We start from the raw sequence: 18457 nt of genomic DNA, 5'->3' as shown, positions 1-18457 counted from the left end.
ATCCATGACCGCACGACTCCTCCCGGGCGGGCCCGTCGCCGAACGGGTCCTGGCCGACGTCACCGCCCGCGTCGCCGCACTGCGCAGCCGGGGCGTGGTCCCGGGCCTGGCCACGATCCTGGTCGGTGACGACGAGGCCTCCGCCGGCTACATCCGCATCAAGCAGCGGCAGGCCGCCGGGCTGGGCATCGCGTCCCCGCACGCGCACCTGCCCGCCGGTGCCACGCAGGAGCAGCTGGTCTCCGCGGTCCGCGGCTTCAGCGTGGACCCGGCGGTGCACGGCCTGCTGGTCCAGCACCCGGTCCCCGGGCACCTCGACCACGACGCCGCGCTGGCCGGGCTCGACCCGGACAAGGACGTCGACGGCATGCACCCGGTGAACACCGGACGCCTCGCCGCCGGGCTGCCCGGCCCGCTGCCCTGCACGCCCGCGGGCATCGAGGAGCTGCTCGCCTTCCACGGGATCCCCGTGGCCGGCCGCGAGGTGGTGATCCTCGGCCGCGGCCCCACGCTCGGCCGGCCGCTCGCGCTGCTGCTGTCCCAGAAGCGGCCCACCGCCGACGCCGCCGTCACCGTCGTGCACACCGGGGTCCCGGACTGGGGGCGGTACACGCGGCGCGCCGAGATCCTCGTCGCCGCGGCGGGGGTGCCGGGGATCGTCCGGCCCGAGCACGTCCGGCCGGGCGCGACGGTCGTCGGCGGCGGCGTCCGGTACGAGGGCAGGCGCCTGCTGCCCGACGTCGACGAGTCCTGCGCCGAGGTCGCGGGCGCCATCACCCCGCGGGTCGGCGGGGTCGGCCCGACCACCGTCGCCATGCTCTTCCGCAACCTCGTCGACGCCGCCGCGCGGGCCGCGCCGCCGGACTGACGGCAGCGCGGCCGCGCTGCCGCGCTGCCGTCAGGAGTGCTCAGGACGCCGCGGACCGCGCCCGCTCCGCCGCGATCTCCGCGAGGACGGGCACCGCGGTGGTGGCGGCGTGGATGCCGATCACGCTGACGATCGCGAGCACCTCCATGACCTCGCCGGCCGTGGCCCCCAGGCGCACGGCGTTCTGCATGTGCAGCTTGAGGCCCGGCACGTAGAGGTGGGTCGCCGAGGCGTCGAAGGCGATGTAGACGAGCTCCTTGACCTTCGGCGGCAGCGGCCCCGTCTTCCACGGCACCGACGAGAACTCGATGTAGGCCTCGAAGAGGTCGGGGTCGAGCTCGAGGAGCCCGTCCCAGAACCCGTGCCAGTAGCCGCGGTTCGCGGTGAACTCCGCCTTGAGCCGCTCCCGTCGCTCGTCGAGGGGGGCCGGGCCGTCGCGCAGGCCCTCCTCCTCCAGCACCTCCAGCAGCAGGGGCACACCGATGTTGCTCGCGTGGATGCCGAGGGTGGAGGTCAGCTCGAGCACCTCCATGATCTCCTCGGTCGTCGCGCCGTGGTCGAACGCGGCGGCGACGTGCTGCCGGATGCCGGGCGCGTAGAGGTGGGTGGCGGCCGCGTCGGCGGCGATGTAGACGAACTCCTTGACCTTCGGCTCCAGGTGCGTGGTGCCGGTCCAGGGGACCGCGGAGAAGTGCAGGTAGGCGCGGACGAAGGCCGGGTCGAGCTCCAGCATCCGCTCCCACGGCTCGCCCCAGGTGCCGCGCACCCGGACGAACTCGTCCTTGATCTCCTGCTGCTCGGGGGTCAGTCGTGCCTGGTCGTGCGTCGTGGACATGGTTCTCCTGTCGCAGGGGCGGCGGGGAGGGACGGGTCAGCTGTCGGTGCGCAGGCGCGCGAGCGCCGTGCGGGCCGCGTTCTGGATGTGCTGCACGCAGGCGGCCGCCGCGCGCGCGGCGTCGCCGGCCTCGACGGCGTCGACGACGGCCCGCAGCTCCGCGGCGGCCTCCCGCGGACGGCCGGGCTCGGACAGCGAGGTCGCCCGCAGCAGGCGGACCCTCGCCTGCAGCCCGGCGACGGTCTGCTGCAGCGGCTCGCTGCCGGACCCGCGGAAGAGCACCTCGTAGAAGCGGTCCTTGGCCCGGAGCTGGGCCTGCGGGTCGGCCGCCTCCGCCGTGCGCTCGATCTCGGTGACCGCCGCGCGCAGGTCGGCCACGTGCTCGGGGGCGGCCCGCTGCACGAAGCGCTGCACGGCGAGCGCCTCGAGCGGGGCGCGCATCTCGTAGAGGTCGGCGGCGTCGTCCGGGGACAGCGCGGTGACGATCGCCCCCCGCTGGGGCACGACGGTCACGAGGCCCTCCGCGGCGAGCTGGCGCAGGACCTCGCGCACCGTGGCCCGGGAGACGCCCAGCTGCTCCACCAGCTCCCGCTCGACGAGGCGCTGGCCGGGCTGCAGGCGGAACCCGAGGATCGCGTCGCGGACCAGGTCGACGACCTGCTCGCGCAGCGGCGCGGCCACCCGCCCGACCTGGTCGGCCGTCCACGTCGGCCCGGGCGCGGACGACGACGGGCTGCTCGCCACGCTCATCCTCCCCCCGGGTCCCTGCGCCGCAACCATCGCACGATCTCCGTGTGGTCCGCACCGGGACCCAGCCCGGCCGCGGCCTGCGCCCACACCTCGACGGTCCGCGCGGCGTGCGCGTGCGGCGCCCCGGTGGCCTCGGCGAGGCCGAGCCCGATCCGGATGTCCTTGAGCATCAGGCCCAGCGCGAACCCCGAGTCGTAGGTGCCCGGGAGCACGAACTTCGGCCACTTGTCCTCGGTGGAGCCGCTGCGCCCGCTGGAGCCGTTCACCGCGTCGAGCATCACGGCCGGGTCCAGGCCGAACCGCTCGCCGGCCAGCAGGGCCTCCGAGCTCGCCAGCAGGTGCGCGGCCGACATCAGGTTGTTGAGCGCCTTGAGCGCGTGCCCCGCGCCGACCGGCCCCACGTGGCGGACCCGGCCGAGCAGGGCGAGCAGCGGCGTGAGCGCCGCGACCTCGTCGTCCGGCCCGCCCACCATGATCGTCAACGTGCCCGCCGTGGCGCCGGAGACGCCGCCGGACACGGGCGCGTCGACCAGCACGGCACTGCGGGCGGCCACCTCGTCGGCCAGGGCCCGGGTGCGCAGGGGTTCGGAGGAGCCCATGTCGACCAGCACGGTGCCGGGGGCGAGGGCGTCGAGCAGGCCCCCGCCGCGCACCACGGCGTCGACGGCGTCGGAGTCGGGCAGCATGAGCACCACGACGGCGACGCCCTCGGCGATCTGCCGCGCCTCGTCCACCAGCGTCACGACGTCCGCGAGCCCGGCCCGCGGCGCGCTGTCGTGCCCGCGGACCGCGACGCCGGCGTCCGCGAGCCGGCGCACCATCGGCTCGCCCATCCGCCCGAGCCCGACGAAGCCGACGGCGGGGGGCGGCCCGGCCGTGACCGGCTCAGCCACCGCCGCCCTCCGCCGCGAGCTCGCCGAGGACGCGCTCGGCCACGCGGAACGACTCCAGGGCGGCCGGCACGCCGCAGTAGATGCCCGCCTGCAGCAGCGCCTCCTGGATCTCCTGCTCGGTGCAGCCGTTGGTGATCGCGCCCTTCACGTGCACGCCGAGCTCGTGGTTGCGGCCCAGCGCCGTGAGCATCACGAGGTTGAGCAGGCTGCGGGTGCGCCGGTCGAGCCCGGGGCGCCCCCAGATGTCGCCCCAGCACGCCCCGGTCACGAACTCCTGCACCGGCCGAGAGAACTCGCTCACCGCCGCGAGCGAGCGCTCGACGTGGGCCTCCCCCAGCACCTGCTTGCGGATCGCCAGGCCGCGCTCGTACCGCTCGTCCGTCCGGTCGCCGTCGGTCTGCACCGCACCGTTCCCTTCGCTCATCGGTCGGTCTCCTCCACCGCGGCGGACAGCGCCGCGCGGTACTCGTCCTCGTCCACCTCGTCGAGCCACACCGTGGGCCCGAGCGAGACGGCGAGGTGGGTCATCACCGTGTCGGCGGTGCCGCCGTGCCAGTGCCGCTCCCCCGGCGGCGTCCACACGACGTCGCCGGCGCGGAGGGTCTGCGGGGTGCCGCCGTGGGCGCACACCCAGCCGCGGCCCGCCGTCACCACGAGGATCTGGCCGTGGGTGTGGTGGTGCCAGTAGGTCCGCGCCCCCGGGGTGAAGGTCACGGAGTTGATCGTGTTGCCCTCGACCGTCGTGGGCAGCACGGGATCGCCCCACACCGTCCCCGTGAAGGTCTCGGTGCGGGACTGGGTCGGGGTGGTGTCGGGGGCCCGTCCCCGGACGATCTGCACAGCGCTCATCCCTCCGTCTGGTCGTGCACGCGGACACCGCCGGCGACGTCGCCGATGGCGTCGACGACCCGGTTGCTGATCTGGTCGCCGTAGCCGAGGTTCTCGGCGAGCCCGAAGCTCGCGAGCGGTCCGGCGGCGTTGAGGCTGGGCACGCCGAGCCGGCCGACGAGGTCGACGTAGAGGCCGACGTCCTTCGTCATCAGCCGGCCCGTCAGCCCGCCCTCGAGGTAGTCGCCCCGGACGATGTGCGGGAACCGGTTCTGCGTCGCGAAGTTGACGCCGCTGCTGGTGTTGAGGACCTCGAGCAGCTGCACGAGGTCCAGCCCCGCCCGGCGCCCGGCGACCATCACCTCGGCCGTGGCGGCCAGGCTCACCGCGTTGAGGAAGTTGTTGAGCAGCTTGGCGGTGTGCCCGGCGCCGGAGGCGCCCATGTGGTGGACGTGCGCGGCGATCGGCGCCAGCACCCAGCCGATCCCGGCCAGCGCCTCGGCGCTGCCGCCGACCATGATCGTCAGCGTGCCCTTCTCGGCCGCCGCCGCGCCGCCGGAGATGCCGGCGTCGAGGTACTCGACGCCCCTCTCCGCGGCCTCGGCGTGCAGCACCGTGGTCGACGAGGGCGCGGCCGTGGACAGGTCGACGATCGTCGCGCCCGCGTCCGCGCCGGCCAGCAGCCCGTCCGCGCCGCGGACGACCGGCTCGACCACGTGGCTGTCGGGCAGCGACAGCAGCAGGACGCGGGCCCGCCGCGCCACCTCGGCCGGGTCGGCGGCCGGCGTCGCCCCGACCGACTCCGCGGCGCCCGGCCGGGGGTCGAACCCGACCACCTCGATCCCGGCGTCGACCAGCCGGCGCGCCATCCGCCCGCCCATGTTGCCCAGGCCGACGAACCCGACGGTGCGCCGTTCCTGCTCCTGTCCGGTCATGCCGTGCTCTCCCTCGTGTGCTCGAGCTCCGGGTGCATCCGCACGTCGCCGGGGCGCGGGTCCCACGCCCCGGCCCCTCCGGAGGGCCGCACGGTGCTGACCGCGGCCGCGCCGCCGTCCACCGAGACCGTCTCCCCGGTCATGTAGGCCGCGCCCTCGCCCAGCAGGAAGGCGACGACGGAGGCGATCTCGTCGCCCGTACCGGGCCGGCGCAGCGGGGTGGTGGCGGCGCGGCGCGCCATGTCGTCGCCACCGCCCGGGCCGTCCCCCGCCCCGGCGAACAGCGCCGTCGGGACGATGCCGGGCGCCACCGCGTTGACCCGCACCCCGATCGGTCCGCCGTAGAGCGCGGCGCCCTTGAGCAGGCCCAGCACGCCGTGCTTCGAGGCGTGGTAGGCGAGCAGGTCGTCGCTGGCGCGCAGGGACGCGATCGAGGCGGTCAGCACGATCGCACCGCCGCTGCGCTGCACCTCGTACTGCCGGAACGCCGCGCGCACCCCGAGGAACGCGCCGCGCAGGTTGATGCCCAGCACCCGGTCCCAGTCGGCGACGGACAGCTCCGGCAGCCGGACCAGCGGGCCGGGCACGCCGGCGTTGAGGTGGTGCAGGTCGATGCGCCCGAAGGCGGCGACGCCCGCGGCCACCGCCGCGTCGACGTCCGCCTCCACGGACACGTCGCCCGCGTGCACGACCGTCTCGACCGGCAGGTCCTCCGCCAGCGCCGCCAGGCGCCCGCCGTCGACGTCGGTGAGGACGAGCCGGACCCCGTCGGCGGCGAGCCGTCGCGCGGTCGCCGAGCCGAGCCCCCCGGCCGCGCCGGTGATCAGGCAGACCTTCCCGGCCAGGCTCACGACGCCTCCCCGCGGCCGGACAGGTCGACGACCAGGTCGGCCAGGTCGGCGGGCAGCCCGGGCAGCCGGGCGCGGAACCGCGTGCCGACCTCGGCGTCGTGACCGGCCACCAGGAGCCGGCCGGCGTCCTCGGTCATCTCGCGCAGCAGGTCGAAGCCGCGGTACATCTCGACCAGGTCCGAGACCACGAAGAACGGCCGGTCGCGCTCCAGCTCCTCGTAGAAGTGCAGGGCGTCGGCGGCGAGCACCACCGTCGACGGCCCGGCCGCCACCTGCACCACCAGCTGGCCGGGTGTGTGGCCGCCGACGACGACCAGCTCGATCCCGGGTGCGAGGTCGAGCGCGTCCTCGACCAGCCGGAGCCGGCCCTGCGCGCGCAGCGCCGCCAGGTGCGCCAGCTCGTCCGCCTCGGTGGAGTGGGCGAACTGGATCCGGTGCGCGTAGGGCCCGGTCCAGAACTCGTACTCGCGGCGGGCGAGGACGACCTCGGCGCGGGGGAAGCGGTGCAGGTTGCCGATGTGGTCGTAGTGGGCGTGGGTGACCACGACCTGGTCGACGGCGTCCGGCTCGACCCCCAGCGCCGACAGCGCGGCCACGGGGTCGACGAGCGTCGTGCGCCCGCGGCGGCGGCCCGCCTCCGCGCCGAAGCCGCAGTCGACCAGCACCGTGCGCCCGGGCCCGCGGACCAGCCAGAAGAAGTAGTCCATCGCGAACGACTCGTCCGGCTCGCCGTAGACGTGGTGGTTGAGGTAGGTCTCGGCCTTGGTCGCGGTCCGCGTCCCGTAGCGGACGGCGAGGACCTCGTACCCGCCGCGCACCTGGACTGCCTCGTGCATCGTCGCACCCTCCGGTCATCGTCTGACCGTCAGGTTGTCAGACAATCCGGCGACCGGCAAGGCTCCACGAAAGGCCATGCGTGCCGTGCATCGCTCCGTTCGCCGATCGTCATTTCACGGATCGGTGCCGGGCGCCCGATGCTGGACCTCCTACCGAGGAGGAACCCGTGCCCGACACGACCACCGGCGCCCTGGCCGACCACCTCGCCCACTGGTCGCCGCCCGTGGTCGAGACCGCGCGCCGCGTGGACCCCTGGTCCTCCGCCGCGTTCGCCGCCCTGATCGACGCCGCCCCGCCCGCGCTCGACGAGGGCACGCCCCTGCCGCCGATGTGGCACTGGTTCACCCTCCTCGACCACCCCGCCACCGCCGAGATCGGCGAGGACGGGCACCCCGCGCACGGGCCGTTCCTGCCGCCGGTCCCCGGACGGCGCCGGATGTTCGCCGGCGGGCGCCTGCACCTCGCCGGGGAGATCGCGCACGGGTCGGTGCTGCACGCCCGGTCCTCGGTCACCGCCGTCACCACGAAGACCGGCCGCACCGGGGAGATGGCGTTCGTGACCGTGCGCCACGAGCTGTCGGCCGACGGCGCGCCCGCCGCCGTCGAGGAGCAGGACGTCGTCTACCGCTCCGAGCCCGACGGCGCCCCGCGCCGCACGACGCCCCGCCCCGCCGGCGGCGAGCCCGAGCCCGCCGGCGACTGGCGCCGCACCCTGCCCACCGGGCCGGTGCTGCTCTCCCGCTTCAGCGCGCTGACCTACAACGGCCACCGCATCCACTACGACACCCCCTACGCCACGGGCGTCGAGGGCTACCCCGACCTGGTGATCCACGGGCCGCTGCTCGCTCTGCTCGCCCTGGAGCTGCCCCGCGTGCACTCCCCCGGCTCCCGCGTCGCGGAGTTCTCCTACCGCCTGGTCCGGCCCGCGTTCAGCCCGGCCACGGTCGTCGCGGCCGGGTCGCCGGCCGGCGACGGCGCCGAGATCGCGGTGGCCGCACAGGGCGCCGCGCCCTCGCTGACCGCCACCGTGCGCCTCGAGGGGACGCGGTGGTGAGGGGTCCGGCGCTGCTGTTCTGCCCCGGGGACCGGCCCGACCGCTACGCCAAGGCCGCTGCGGCGGCGGACGCGGTGGTCCTGGACCTGGAGGATGCCGTCGCCCCGGACGCCAAGGACGCGGCCCGCGACGCCGTGGTGCGCGGCCTCGCCGGACTCGACCACGCCGATCTCGATCCCGCCGCCGTCGTCGTCCGCGTCAACGCCGCCGGCACCCCGTGGCACACCGCCGACGTCGCCGCGCTGGCCGCGTTCCCCGACGTGGCGGTGATGCTGCCGATGGCGCAGCGCCCCGAGGACGTCGAGGCGCTGGCCCCGCACCCGGTCCTCGCGCTGTGCGAGACCGCCCGCGGCGTGCTGGAGGCGCCGCGGATCGCCTCGGCGTCGACCTGCGTCGGGCTCATGTGGGGCAGCGAGGACCTGCTCGCCGACCTCGGCGGGCGGTCCGGCCGCGCCGTCGACGGCTCCTACCGGCCCGCGCTCGCCGAGGCCCGCACCCGCATCCTCTACGCCGCCCGCGCGGCCGGCGTCACGCCCGTCGACACGGTGCTGGTCGACATCGACGACCTCGACCTGCTCGCCGCCGACAGCGCGGACGCCGCCGCGGCCGGCTACGCGGCCAAGGCCTGCATCCACCCCCGGCAGGTCGACGTCGTGCGCGCCGCCTTCCGGCCCGGCGACGACGAGGTCGCGCGGGCCCACGAGGTGCTCGCGGCCGCCGTCGGACGGCCCGGGGTGTTCCGGTTCCGCGGCCGCATGGTCGACGCGCCTGTGCTCGCCCACGCCCGGGAGGTCCTGCGCCGCGCCGGCGGATGATGCACGACCGTCGCCGGGTTGGACGGGCCGATGCTCCCCACGCATGATGGCGCCCGTGCCGACGATGGACGAGCTGGAGTGGTTCGTGGCGCTCGCCGAGACCGGGCACATGACCCGCGCCGCCGAGCGGCTCTCGATCGCCCAGCCCACGCTGTCCCGCGCGCTGGGCCGGCTCGAGCGCCAGGTCGGCGCGCCGCTGTTCGACCGCGGGCACCGCCGGATGACGCTCAACCCCAGCGGCGAGATCCTGCTGGAGCACGCCCGCCGCAGCCTCGCCGAGCTGGCCGCGGCGCGCGAGCGCATCACGACCCTGCGCGACCCGGAGCACGGCACGGTCCGGCTCGCGTTCCTGCACTCGATCGCCGCGTCGCTGACCCCGGAGATCCTGCGCGGGTTCCGCGCCCACGCGCCCGGCGTCACCGTCGACCTCACCCAGGCGGCGGGTCACGAGATCCTCGACCACCTGCGGTCCGGGCGCGTCGACATCGGCCTCACCGCTCCCCGCCCGGACGACGACGCGATGGCCTGGACGCCGCTGCGCCGCGAGCAGCTCCGCCTCGCCGTGCCCGCCGAACACCCGCTCGCCGTGCGCGGGGCCGTCGACCTGGCCGACGCGCGCGACGAACCGTTCGTCACCCTGCGCGAGCCCATCGGCCTGCGCCGGCTCACCGACGACCTCTGCGCCCGGGCCGGCATCACGCCGCGGATCGCCTTCGAGAGCACCGAGATCGCCACCCTGGAGGGCCTCGTCGCCGCCGGGCTGGGCGTGGCCGTCGTCCCGGCACCCCGGCCGCACCGCGCCGAGCCGGGCGTCACCTACCTGCCGCTGACCGACGAGGCGGCGCACCGCACGATCGGGCTGGCCTGGCTGCGCACCCGCCCGCGACCGCCCGTCGTCGCCCGCTTCGCGGCGTTCGTCGCGGCCCGGTTCCCCCTCGACACGCGGGCGGACGGGTAGAGACCGTTCCCGCTGGGCCCGACCTGGTGCCCCTACCCCCGACCGTCCGTGGAGCCGGCCGTCCAGGCGGGTGGCCCTGGTAGTCACCGATGACGCCTCGGTCGCCGCCGGCCCACCACGCCGACGACGTCGAGTCCCGGTGGCGCGCAGCAGGCTCCCGCGCACGTAGTTGCCTCCCGCGCACCTGGTGGGCTCCCGCGCACCGCCGGGGGCGCGCGGGAGCCGGAAACGCGCGCGGCAGCGCCGACCCGCGTTCCGCGGAACGCACCTCCCGATTCCACTCGCGTTCCGCGGAACGCATAGACGAGTTGCGCACCTCGCGGCGCTCCGCGCACGTCCCGCCGTGCGCGGAGGACCAGCACGTGCGCGGTTCGGCGGATCACCGCCCGCTGCGCGTTCCGCGGAACGCACTCGCCGTGCACGCCGCCGGACCCGACCCTCGGGTTCAGCGCTGCCGGGCCGGCCGGACGATGATCTCGTTGACGTCGACGCCCGCCGGCTGGTCGATCGCGAAGCTGACGGCCCGGGCGATCGCGTCCGGCTCGATCGCGTTCGCGCGGTAGGTGCGCATCGCCTCGGCCGCGCCGGGGTCGGTGATGGTGTCGGCGAGCTCGGAGGCGACGACGCCCGGGCTGATCGTGGTGACCCGGATCGACGGGTCGGACTCCTGGCGCAGGCCCTCCGTGATCGCCCACGCCGCGTACTTGGAGGCCGAGTACACCGCGGACGTCGGCACGACCTGGTGGGCGCCGATGCTCGCGATCGTGACGAAGTGACCGGACCCCTGGTCCGCGAAGACCGGGAGGGTCGCCGCGATCCCGTGCAGCAGGCCCCGGACGTTCACGTCGATCATCCGGTCCCACTCGTCGACCAGCAGGGAGTCCAGCCGCGACAGCGGCATGACCCCGGCGTTGTTGACGAAGACGTCGACCCTCCCCGCCCGGCGGCGGGCCTCGCCCACGAACGCCGCGACGCCCGCCCGGTCGGTGACGTCGACCTCGACGGGGTGCAGGCTGCCGCCCGACCGCTCCGCGGCCGCGGCCGTGCGGTCGGCCAGCGCCCGCAGGTGACCGGTGCGCCGCGCCCCGGCGACCACGTGGTGGCCCTCCTCGACCAGCCGGGTGGCGATCCCCTCGCCGATCCCGCTGCTGGCGCCGGTCACGAGCACGACCTTCCGGTCGGCCGGGTCGCTCTCGCTCTTCTGGTTCGGATGCATGACCGCGATGCTCGTCGCGGCGGCGGGGACGTGGCAGGTCGCGGTCTTCCGGGGAGCGCTGCACCCACCCTGACGGCTCCCGTGCCGCCTAACCTGGACCCGTGCCCCCGTCCGAGCTCGGCGCCTACCTGAGCGCCCGCCGCGCACAGGTGGGGCCGCAGGACGTCAACCTGCCGAGCGCGGGCCACCGCAGGGTGGCGGGCCTGCGCCGCGAGGAGGTGGCCCTGCTGGCCGGCGTCAGCGTCGACTACTACGCGCGCCTGGAGCAGGGCCGGGAGCGGTTCCCGTCGGCGCAGGTGGTCGACGCGCTCGCCGTCGCGCTGCGGCTCGACGACGACGGCCGCAGCCACCTGTTCCGCCTGGCCGGGCAGAGCCCGCGGGCGCGGACCGCCGCCGTCAGCGAGCACGTCGACCCGAGCCTGCTGCAGCTCATGGACGCCTGGCCGAGCAACCCGGCCGTCGTCTACAACCGGGCGTACGACGTGCTCGCGTCGAACGCCATCGCCGACGCGCTCTTCCACTCCTGGTCGCACTCGCGCAACCTCATGCACGTCGTCTTCACCGACCCGGCCGCCCGCACCTTCTACCAGGACTGGCACGAGGTCGCGCGGAACTCGGTCGCCGGGTTCCGGCTCGCCCACGGCGAGGCCCCCGACGACCCGCGGACCCGCCACGTGCTGGCGGAGATGTTCGCCGACAGTCCGGAGTTCGCGCGGCTGTGGACCGCCCACGACGCCCGCGGCAAGTCCGTCGAGCGCAAGCGCTTCCGCCACGCCGAGGTCGGGCCGCTGACCCTGACCATGCAGACCTTCGACGTCCGGTCGAGCCCGGGCCAGGAGCTCGTCGTCTACCACGCCGAGCCCGGCTCCCCGAGCAGCGAGGCGCTGGCCCTGCTGGGCTCACTGAGCGCGCAGCCCCACCTCGACGCCTGACCCAGGTGCCGCGGGGGGTGCGTGGCCGGCGCCGCGCTACCGGTGGTCGCCGCCGGTGATCACCGGGCCCGCACCATCACGGTCCCTCGCGCGACCCCCACGTCACACTCCCGGCGATCACTCCGGCGTGCCGCCGAGCGGCCTTGATCGCCGTCGGCCGCACCTCACGGTCGGCGTCACAGCCGTGAAGTGCGGCGGGCGACGATCACGGCGGCCTTGATCGCCGGAACCGCACCACCACAGCCCCTCCGACGATCCTCGCGGCACACTCCCGGCGATCAAGGCCGGGTCGTGCGGGCGGGGCGGTCCCGGCCGCGACCGCCCCGCCGGGTCCACGGCCCGCGGGCCGGGGGCGGTGATCACCGGAACCGGGCCACCACGGCGAGCTCCTCCGGGGCAGGCGCCTGATCAGGACCCGCGCCGCACCGGGGCCCCCCTCCCGGGCACCGTCGCGGTCCGGGTGTCCCGGTCAGCGGCGGCGACGACCTCGGTCAGCAGCGCCGTGCCGCAGGAGGGGCAGAGCAGCTGCCGGAACTCGACCCGCTCGTTCACCACCGGCGGGTCGGCGGCCCGGACGTGGGGCCCCGCCAGCGACACCTCCCCGGTCCGCAGCAGCGCGCGGTGCAGGTGCCGCTCCCCCGCGGCGGCGAGCACGGCCGCGCAGCGGGCGCAGGTGAGCTGCCCGTCGTCGCCGCAGCGGACGTTGTCGTCGAGCATGCTCATCGTGCGCTCTCCTCGGGCCGGGGGGTGGCCGCCGCGAGCCGGCCGGAGCGGAGGTCGCGGCGCCTGCGGTCGGTGCCGTCGTCGTCGACCGCGCCGTCGTCGGGCCGGGTGACCACCCCGTAGACGTCGGCGGCCGCGGTGGCGGTGACCTTGCCCGCGCGCAGGTCCGCCTCGACCAGCGCCGGGTCGCGGTGCAGGGGGTCGCCGTACCCGCCGCCGCCCTGCCAGGCCATGTAGTAGACGTCGCGCTCCCCCAGCACCGTCTCCAGGTGCGGGGGCATCACCTCGCGCCGGCCGGTGATCTCCTCGAGCGTCGTCGCGATCCGGCCCGCCGCGAGCTGGGCGCGGACGTCGGCGTCCCGGATCGCCATGTCCAGCTGGGTGTTCGCGGGGTACCCGCCGGAGATCCCCGACGACTGCGGGATCGCCTTGCCGCCACCGGAGACCACCAGGTGCAGGGCGGGCGCCGCGCTGCGGTGCATGACGAAGCACGACGAGCCGCCCACGCCGCCGCGGAAGCGGCCGGGACCGCCGGAGTCGGGCTCCTCCCGGCGCCACAGGTAGAGCATCGGGTAGCTGAACTCGGTCATCTCGACGTCGGGGATGCGGCCCATCGGCGCCCCCGCCATGCCGCCGGTGTCGACGCCGTCCTGGTCCGAGCGGGCGCCGAAGCCCCCGGCCATGGCGTCGCCGACCATGCTGACGAACGGCGCGCCGCGCTGGTCCAGCCCCGCGAGCAGGGCGAGGTCCCACGACCCGAGGCACACCCCGGTGACGTTCGGACGGCTCTCCTCGTGGGTGTCGAGCATCGCGCCCAGGCACTCGGTGACGACGTTGAGGGTCGCCCACGCCGACGCGACGGAACCCTTGCTGACCCCCGCGGGGAAGGTGCAGTCGTTGATGGTGCCGGGCTCGCTGGTGATCTCGATGCACCGGAACACCCCCGCAGGCGCCCACGGGACGTCGCCGCACAGCGCGGTGAGGACGGCGGGCGTGATCCCGCCCCGCACCCCGGCGTGCGTGCAGTTGATCAGCCCGTCGGCCTGCGGGTCGGTGCCGGTGAAGTCGAAGTGCAGCCCCTCGCCCTGCTTGCGCAGCGTGCAGACGATCCGGTACAGCGCGTCGTCGCCCTCGCGGGCGGAGTCCTGGTACGCGACGGCCGACCACTCGCCGTCGGCGATGCCGGCGAGCTTGGCGCGCACGCGCTGCTCGGCGCTGTCGAGGATGCGGCGCATGACCGCCTTGACGGTGCCGGCCCCGTAGCGGTCGACCAGCTCGGTGAGCCGCTCCTGCGCCATGTGGTTCGCGCCGATCTTGGCCCGCAGGTCCAGGCCCACCAGCGCGGGCACCCGGCTGCGCCGGAGCCAGACGTCCTCGATGTCGCTGCGCAGCACGCCGCCCTCGACGATCTTGACCGGCGGCGTGGGCAGGGACTCCCAGAACACGTCGGTGGACCGCACCGACCAGCTGCCCGGCGAGACGCCGCCGAGGTCGATCTGGTGGGCGACGGCGCCGGTCCAGGCGAAGAGCTCGTCGCCGACGAACAGGGGCGCGAACAGCGCGGTGTCGTTCTGGTGCAGGCCACCGCCGACCCACGGGTCGTTGCACAGGAACATGTCGCCGGGCCGGATGCCCGGGTTGGCCCCGCGGTGCTCGAGGGTCCACTTCACGGCCATGTCGATGGCGGCGCAGAGGGCGGTGTTGTAGAGGCCGATCTCGACCTCGTCGCCGATCTCGTCCATGATCGCGAAGTTGAAGTCGTTGCAGTCGGTGACGATCACCGACCCGGACATCCGCTTGATCGCCTCACCCATCTCGTAGGTGATCGACTCCAGCCGGTGCCGCACGACCTCGTAGGTGAGCGGGTCGACGGACGCGACCTCCTCGGCGGTGACGTCGTGCAGCCGGATGTGCTCCCCGGCGATCTCGCGCAGCCGCGGGGCGGGGGTGGGCCGGTAGGCGAACTTCTCCGACCCGGGGACGGGGGTGACGGGCATGATCAGGCCTTCCCGCTGGTGAGGACGATGTTGCCGAGGTGGTCGACGGCGGCGTCGGTGCCCTGCGGCACCGCGAGGGTGGTGGTGTCGGCCTCGACGACGGCGGGGCCGCTGAACGCGTGCCCGGCACGCAGGTCCGCGTAGTGGTAGACGTCGACGTCCTGCCAGCCCTGCTCGTGGGCGAGGAACGCGCGCCGCCGCCCGTGCGGACGGGGGCCCCCGCTCCCGGTCGGCGCCTGCGGCAGCTCGGAGCGCACGGGCAGGGTGCCCGTGGCGTAGCTGCGGTAGGTGATGAGCTGGTGGCCCGCGGCGCGGAACCCGGCCTCGGCGCCGTAGAGCCGCGCGTAGAGGGCGTCGAAGTCGTCGGCGACGGCGGCCACCGCGGCCTCGTCGATCCGGCCGGCGGACACGGGGGTGGCCACCTCGGAGAGCTGCATGCTGTAGCGGACGTCGACCTCGCGGTCGACCTGGATGCTCGCGAAGGGCAGCCGCTGGGCGCTCATCCGCTCGCGCAGGTCGGCCTCCAGGCCGTCGAAGGCGCGCTGCATCGACTCCGCCGGGACCGGGAAGTTCGCCGGGTCCGAGAGCTCCCCGGCCAGGACGACGTCGCTGGTCGCGAGGCCGTAGGCGGAGAACGTCGCCGCGGTCGCGCCCAGCGGCACGACGACGGCCTTCGCCCCCAGGTCCCGGGAGTAGTTGACGCAGTGCACCGGGCCGGCGCCGCCGAAGGAGTAGACGACGAAGTCGCGCGGGTCGTATCCGGCGTTGACCACGACGTTGCGCACGAGGTCGGCGGCCTGCGCGTTCTGAATCGCGTAGACGGCCGCCGCGGCGTCCTCGACGTCGAGGCCCAGGGGGTCGCCGATCCGTTCGCGGAGGGCCTTCTCCGCGAGCCCGCGGTCGAGCGTGCGCCGCCCGCCGAGGAAGTTGTCCGGGTTGACGATGCCCAGCACCAGGTCGGCGTCGGTGACCGTCGGTTCGACCCCGCCGGCGCCGTAGCAGGCCGGGCCCGGGCGGGCGCCCGCGCTGCGCGGCCCGACCCGCAGGTTCCCACCGGCGTCGAGCCAGGCGATCGCGCCGCCGCCGCTGCCGATGGTGCTCACCTTCACCGTCGGCGTGCTGATCGTGTACTGGTTGAGGACCGTGGTCGTCGACTTGACGGGCTCGCCGTCGACCACCATCCCGACCAGGAACGTCGTCCCCCCGATGTCGGTGGAGATGATGTTGTCGTGGCCGAGCTGGCGCCCCAGGTTCCGGCAGCCGATCAGCCCGCCGGTGAGCACCGACCCGATCGTCGTGATCGCGCGGGCGGGGGCGTCCTCGGCGGTGATCGCCCCGCCCGACCCCTGCATGACCAGCAGCGACCCGTCGAAGCCGCGCGCGTCGAGCTGGGCCCGCAGCGGGACGAGGTAGTCGCGCAGCCGCGGGCCGACCTGCGTGCTCATGATCGTGGTGACGTTGCGCGGGTACTCGCGGATCCGCGGGCTGAGCTCGCTGGACAGGCCCACGTAGGCGTCGGGCGCCTGCTCGTGGACGAGCTCGCGCAGCCTGCGCTCGTGCCGCGGGTTCGAGAACGACCAGAGCAGGGAGACCGCGAACGCCTCGACGCCGTCGGCGATCAGCTCGGCGATCGCCGTGCGCGCGCCGTCCTCGTCGAGCGGCACGACGACCTCGCCGCCGCTGTCGACGCGCTCGGTGATCTCGCGGATCCGGCTGCGCGGCACGAGCGGCGCGGGCTTGGTGTGGCGGGTCATGTTCTTCACGTAGTCGGAGTCGCGGCCGGCGTAGCGGCCCTCCAGGTTCATGATCATGATCGAGTCGGCGTGCCCGGTGGTCGTGAGGAACCCGACCCGGGCGACGTCGCCGGTGACCAGCGCGTTCAGCGTGGCGGTGGTGCCGTGGCAGATGTGGGAGGTGTCGCGGAGCAGGGACGCGGTGTCCAGGCCGGCCGCCGCGGCGAGCTCGTCGACGGCGTTGAGCACGCCCTGCTCGAAGTCGGGAGGGGTCGACGGCGACTTGGCCGAGTGGACGCGGCCCTGCTCGTCGGTGGCGAACGCGTCGGTGAAGGTGCCGCCGACGTCGATGCCGATCACGTAGGTCATGGAGGGGTTCCTCTCACGGGTCGGGGTGCCGTCGTCAGACGGCGAAGGAGTAGCCGCCGTTGACCGGGTAGGTCTGGCCGGTGATCCACGAGGCGGACCCGGAGGCGAGGAACAGGACCATCCCGGCGACGTCGTCGGGCCGGCCGATGCGCCGGATCACGTACCGGCCGAGGCTCTTGCGGACCACCTCCGGGTCGGCGTTGAGCGCCGCGACGCCCGGGGTGTCGATCGAACCCAGGGAGACGCAGTTCACGGTGATCCCGTGACGGCCGACGGCCTTCGCGAGGCCACGGGAGAACCCGGCGGCGCCCGCCTTCGCCCCGCCGTAGACGGCCAGGTTGGGCTCGCCGACCCGGCCGGCGTCGGAGATCGTGGTGATCACCCGGCCCCAGCCGCGCGCCACCATCCCGGGCAGCGCCGCGCGGGTCGCGTGCAGGACGCCGAAGAAGTTGGTGCCCAGCCACGGGTCCCACTCCTGCGGACCGGTCTCCCAGAACGGCGGCGCGGGGACCGTGCCGTCGACGACGGGCCCGGCGTTGCCGGCGTTGTTGACCAGCACGTCGACGCCGCCCACCGCGTCCTCCACGCGGGCGACCATGGCGAGGACGTCGTCGAACACGGTGACGTCGCAGGTCTCGGGGAGCGCGGCGCCACCGCCGTCGGTGATCTCGGCGGCCACGGACGCGGCCCGGTCGGCGTGGTAGTCGTTGACCACGACCGTGGCGCCGTGCGCGGCGCAGTAGAGCGCCACCTCGCGGCCGACGCCCTGCCCGGCGCCGGTGACGAGCACGGTGCGCCCGGTCAGGTCGAGGAGGCCGGTCGACGCCGGCGGGGATGCGGTCTGCACGTCTGCTCCAGGGGTGGGGGTCATCGCTTCAGCTCGGCGATCAGGCCGGCGTAGCGGCCGGGCGGGGGCACGTCACCGGGGACGTAGAAGTTCAGGCGGTCCGCGACCCCGGTGAACCGCGTCCGGAGACCCGTGGCGATCTCGGCGTCGGACCCCGTCACGGTCATCGCGCGGACCACCTCGTCGGGCACCAGCGGCGTCATCTCGCCCCAGCGGCCCTGCTTGGACAGCGGGTGCAGCTCGTCCTGCAGCGCCCCCCAGCCGTGCAGGTCGAGCACCGGCCGGTAGGCGAGCGTGGAGGCGTAGAAGGCGATCTGGGCGCGGGCCGCCTCGAACTCGGCCTCGTCCGTGGCGATCAGCGACGACACGGCGATCTCCACCGCGTCGTCGGGCCGGCCCGCGGCGCGCTGGCCCTCGCGCACGGTCGGCACGATGACCTCGCGCAGGTAGCGCTCGGTCACGAAGGCGTGCGGGAAGAGTCCGTCGGCCACCTCGCCGGTGACGCGCAGCATCTGCGGGCCGACGGCCGCCAGGAAGACCTTGGGCGGCCCGGACCCGTTGCGCGTCGGCGACATCATCGGCGCCATCAGCGTGTGCGTGTAGAACTCGCCGCGGAAGTCCAGCGGCTCACCGGTGTCCCAGGTGCGCCAGATGGCGTGCAGGGCGGAGACGAACTCCTTCATCCGCGCCGCCGGCCTGCTCCACGGCATCCCGTAGCGGCGCTCGACGTGCGGGCGGATCTGGCTGCCCAGGCCGAGGACGAACCGGCCCCGGGAGAAGCGCTGCAGGTGGTAGGCGGGGTAGGCGACGGTCATGGGGGTGCGGGCGAACGCGACGGCGACGGCGGGCCCGAAGGCCACCCGCTCCGTCCGCGCCGCGGCGAGCGCCAGTCCCGGGAAGGGGTCCTCCTCGATCTCGGCGTTGAGGACGCCGTCGACCCCCAGCTCCTCCGCCAGCCGGGCGTCGTCGCCGATGAACTCGAGCGGGTTGCGCACGCGCACGTCGATCTGCATCGG

The 18457-nt window shown here is 75.1% G+C and carries 19 protein-coding genes; 5 read left to right on the top strand and 14 right to left on the bottom strand.

Annotation, left to right across the window (positions count from 1 at the left end):
• Positions 1–4: 4 nt before the first annotated feature.
• The gene (locus HOP40_RS21670; protein WP_172161426.1) at positions 5–868 is read left to right on the top strand and encodes a bifunctional 5,10-methylenetetrahydrofolate dehydrogenase/5,10-methenyltetrahydrofolate cyclohydrolase; all 864 of its coding nucleotides are present in this window, start codon (positions 5–7) and stop codon (positions 866–868) included.
• A gap of 40 nt (positions 869–908) precedes the next feature.
• On the opposite strand, the gene HOP40_RS36035 is transcribed toward HOP40_RS21670, so the two are convergent.
• The 8 genes from HOP40_RS36035 to HOP40_RS21630 are packed head-to-tail and all read right to left on the bottom strand — an operon-like array spanning position 909 to position 6796.
• Positions 909–1703: a carboxymuconolactone decarboxylase family protein gene (locus tag HOP40_RS36035; RefSeq protein WP_172161424.1), complete on the bottom strand. Its 795-nt coding sequence runs from the start codon at positions 1701–1703 to the stop codon at positions 909–911.
• 36 nt (positions 1704–1739) lie between these two features.
• Positions 1740–2447 carry a GntR family transcriptional regulator gene (locus HOP40_RS21660; protein WP_240157195.1) on the bottom strand — a complete coding sequence of 236 codons (708 nt, stop codon included), beginning with the start codon at positions 2445–2447 and terminating at the stop codon, positions 1740–1742.
• A gap of 2 nt (positions 2448–2449) precedes the next feature.
• Entirely contained in the window at positions 2450–3346 is an 897-nt protein-coding gene (locus HOP40_RS21655; RefSeq protein ID WP_172161420.1) for an NAD(P)-dependent oxidoreductase, read from the bottom strand.
• Complete coding sequence (locus tag HOP40_RS21650; RefSeq protein WP_172161418.1) at positions 3339–3770, bottom strand: carboxymuconolactone decarboxylase family protein; 432 nt, start codon at positions 3768–3770, stop codon at positions 3339–3341. The genes HOP40_RS21655 and HOP40_RS21650 overlap by 8 nt, the downstream gene beginning before the upstream one ends.
• A complete protein-coding gene (locus HOP40_RS21645) occupies positions 3767–4195 on the bottom strand; it encodes a cupin domain-containing protein (RefSeq protein WP_172161416.1) in 429 nt (142 codons plus the stop codon). The genes HOP40_RS21650 and HOP40_RS21645 overlap by 4 nt, the downstream gene beginning before the upstream one ends.
• Positions 4192–5109 (bottom strand): NAD(P)-dependent oxidoreductase, encoded by a 918-nt coding sequence (locus HOP40_RS21640; protein WP_172161414.1) that lies wholly within the window; start codon positions 5107–5109, stop codon positions 4192–4194. Before HOP40_RS21640 ends, HOP40_RS21645 begins: the two co-directional genes overlap by 4 nt.
• Positions 5106–5960 carry an SDR family NAD(P)-dependent oxidoreductase gene (locus HOP40_RS21635; protein ID WP_172161412.1) on the bottom strand — a complete coding sequence of 285 codons (855 nt, stop codon included), beginning with the start codon at positions 5958–5960 and terminating at the stop codon, positions 5106–5108. Before HOP40_RS21635 ends, HOP40_RS21640 begins: the two co-directional genes overlap by 4 nt.
• On the bottom strand, positions 5957–6796 hold the full coding sequence (locus HOP40_RS21630) for an N-acyl homoserine lactonase family protein (protein ID WP_172161410.1): 840 nt from the start codon (positions 6794–6796) through the stop codon (positions 5957–5959). The genes HOP40_RS21635 and HOP40_RS21630 overlap by 4 nt, the downstream gene beginning before the upstream one ends.
• A gap of 167 nt (positions 6797–6963) precedes the next feature.
• Here HOP40_RS21630 and HOP40_RS21625 point away from each other — a divergent pair, with 167 nt between their 5' ends.
• From HOP40_RS21625 to HOP40_RS21615, 3 genes are all read left to right on the top strand, one after another.
• Complete coding sequence (locus HOP40_RS21625; RefSeq protein WP_172161408.1) at positions 6964–7851, top strand: HTD2 family dehydratase; 888 nt, start codon at positions 6964–6966, stop codon at positions 7849–7851.
• The gene (locus tag HOP40_RS21620; protein ID WP_240157194.1) at positions 7848–8666 is read left to right on the top strand and encodes an HpcH/HpaI aldolase/citrate lyase family protein; all 819 of its coding nucleotides are present in this window, start codon (positions 7848–7850) and stop codon (positions 8664–8666) included. Before HOP40_RS21625 ends, HOP40_RS21620 begins: the two co-directional genes overlap by 4 nt.
• Before the next feature lie 64 nt (positions 8667–8730).
• Complete coding sequence (locus HOP40_RS21615) at positions 8731–9624, top strand: LysR family transcriptional regulator (RefSeq protein WP_172168787.1); 894 nt, start codon at positions 8731–8733, stop codon at positions 9622–9624.
• A gap of 445 nt (positions 9625–10069) precedes the next feature.
• Here the strand turns inward: HOP40_RS21615 and HOP40_RS21610 are convergent, their stop codons facing one another.
• Positions 10070–10840, bottom strand: coding sequence for an SDR family oxidoreductase (locus tag HOP40_RS21610; protein WP_172161404.1), 771 nt, complete (start codon positions 10838–10840; stop codon positions 10070–10072).
• Positions 10841–10941: 101 nt separating this feature from the next.
• Here HOP40_RS21610 and HOP40_RS21605 point away from each other — a divergent pair, with 101 nt between their 5' ends.
• Entirely contained in the window at positions 10942–11772 is an 831-nt protein-coding gene (locus HOP40_RS21605; RefSeq protein WP_172161402.1) for a helix-turn-helix transcriptional regulator, read from the top strand.
• 408 nt (positions 11773–12180) lie between these two features.
• Here HOP40_RS21605 and HOP40_RS21600 read toward each other — a convergent pair whose 3' ends face one another.
• The 5 genes from HOP40_RS21600 to HOP40_RS21580 are packed head-to-tail and all read right to left on the bottom strand — an operon-like array spanning position 12181 to position 18454.
• Positions 12181–12495, bottom strand: a complete 315-nt coding sequence (locus tag HOP40_RS21600; protein ID WP_172161400.1) for a hypothetical protein — start codon at positions 12493–12495, stop codon at positions 12181–12183.
• Positions 12492–14492, bottom strand: coding sequence for a hydantoinase B/oxoprolinase family protein (locus tag HOP40_RS21595; RefSeq protein WP_172161398.1), 2001 nt, complete (start codon positions 14490–14492; stop codon positions 12492–12494). The genes HOP40_RS21600 and HOP40_RS21595 overlap by 4 nt, the downstream gene beginning before the upstream one ends.
• A 2-nt stretch (positions 14493–14494) precedes the next feature.
• Positions 14495–16594, bottom strand: coding sequence for a hydantoinase/oxoprolinase family protein (locus HOP40_RS21590; RefSeq protein ID WP_172161396.1), 2100 nt, complete (start codon positions 16592–16594; stop codon positions 14495–14497).
• Between the two features lie 34 nt (positions 16595–16628).
• On the bottom strand, positions 16629–17441 hold the full coding sequence (locus HOP40_RS21585; RefSeq protein ID WP_240157193.1) for an SDR family NAD(P)-dependent oxidoreductase: 813 nt from the start codon (positions 17439–17441) through the stop codon (positions 16629–16631).
• A 20-nt stretch (positions 17442–17461) separates the two neighbouring features.
• Positions 17462–18454: a TIGR03617 family F420-dependent LLM class oxidoreductase gene (locus tag HOP40_RS21580; protein WP_172161392.1), complete on the bottom strand. Its 993-nt coding sequence runs from the start codon at positions 18452–18454 to the stop codon at positions 17462–17464.
• Between the last annotated feature and the right edge of the window lie 3 nt (positions 18455–18457).

Origin of the sequence: Pseudonocardia broussonetiae (assembly GCF_013155125.1) — a bacterium.
GTDB classification, from domain to species: domain Bacteria; phylum Actinomycetota; class Actinomycetes; order Mycobacteriales; family Pseudonocardiaceae; genus Pseudonocardia; species Pseudonocardia broussonetiae.
This window is presented reverse-complemented; position numbering and strand designations above follow the sequence as displayed.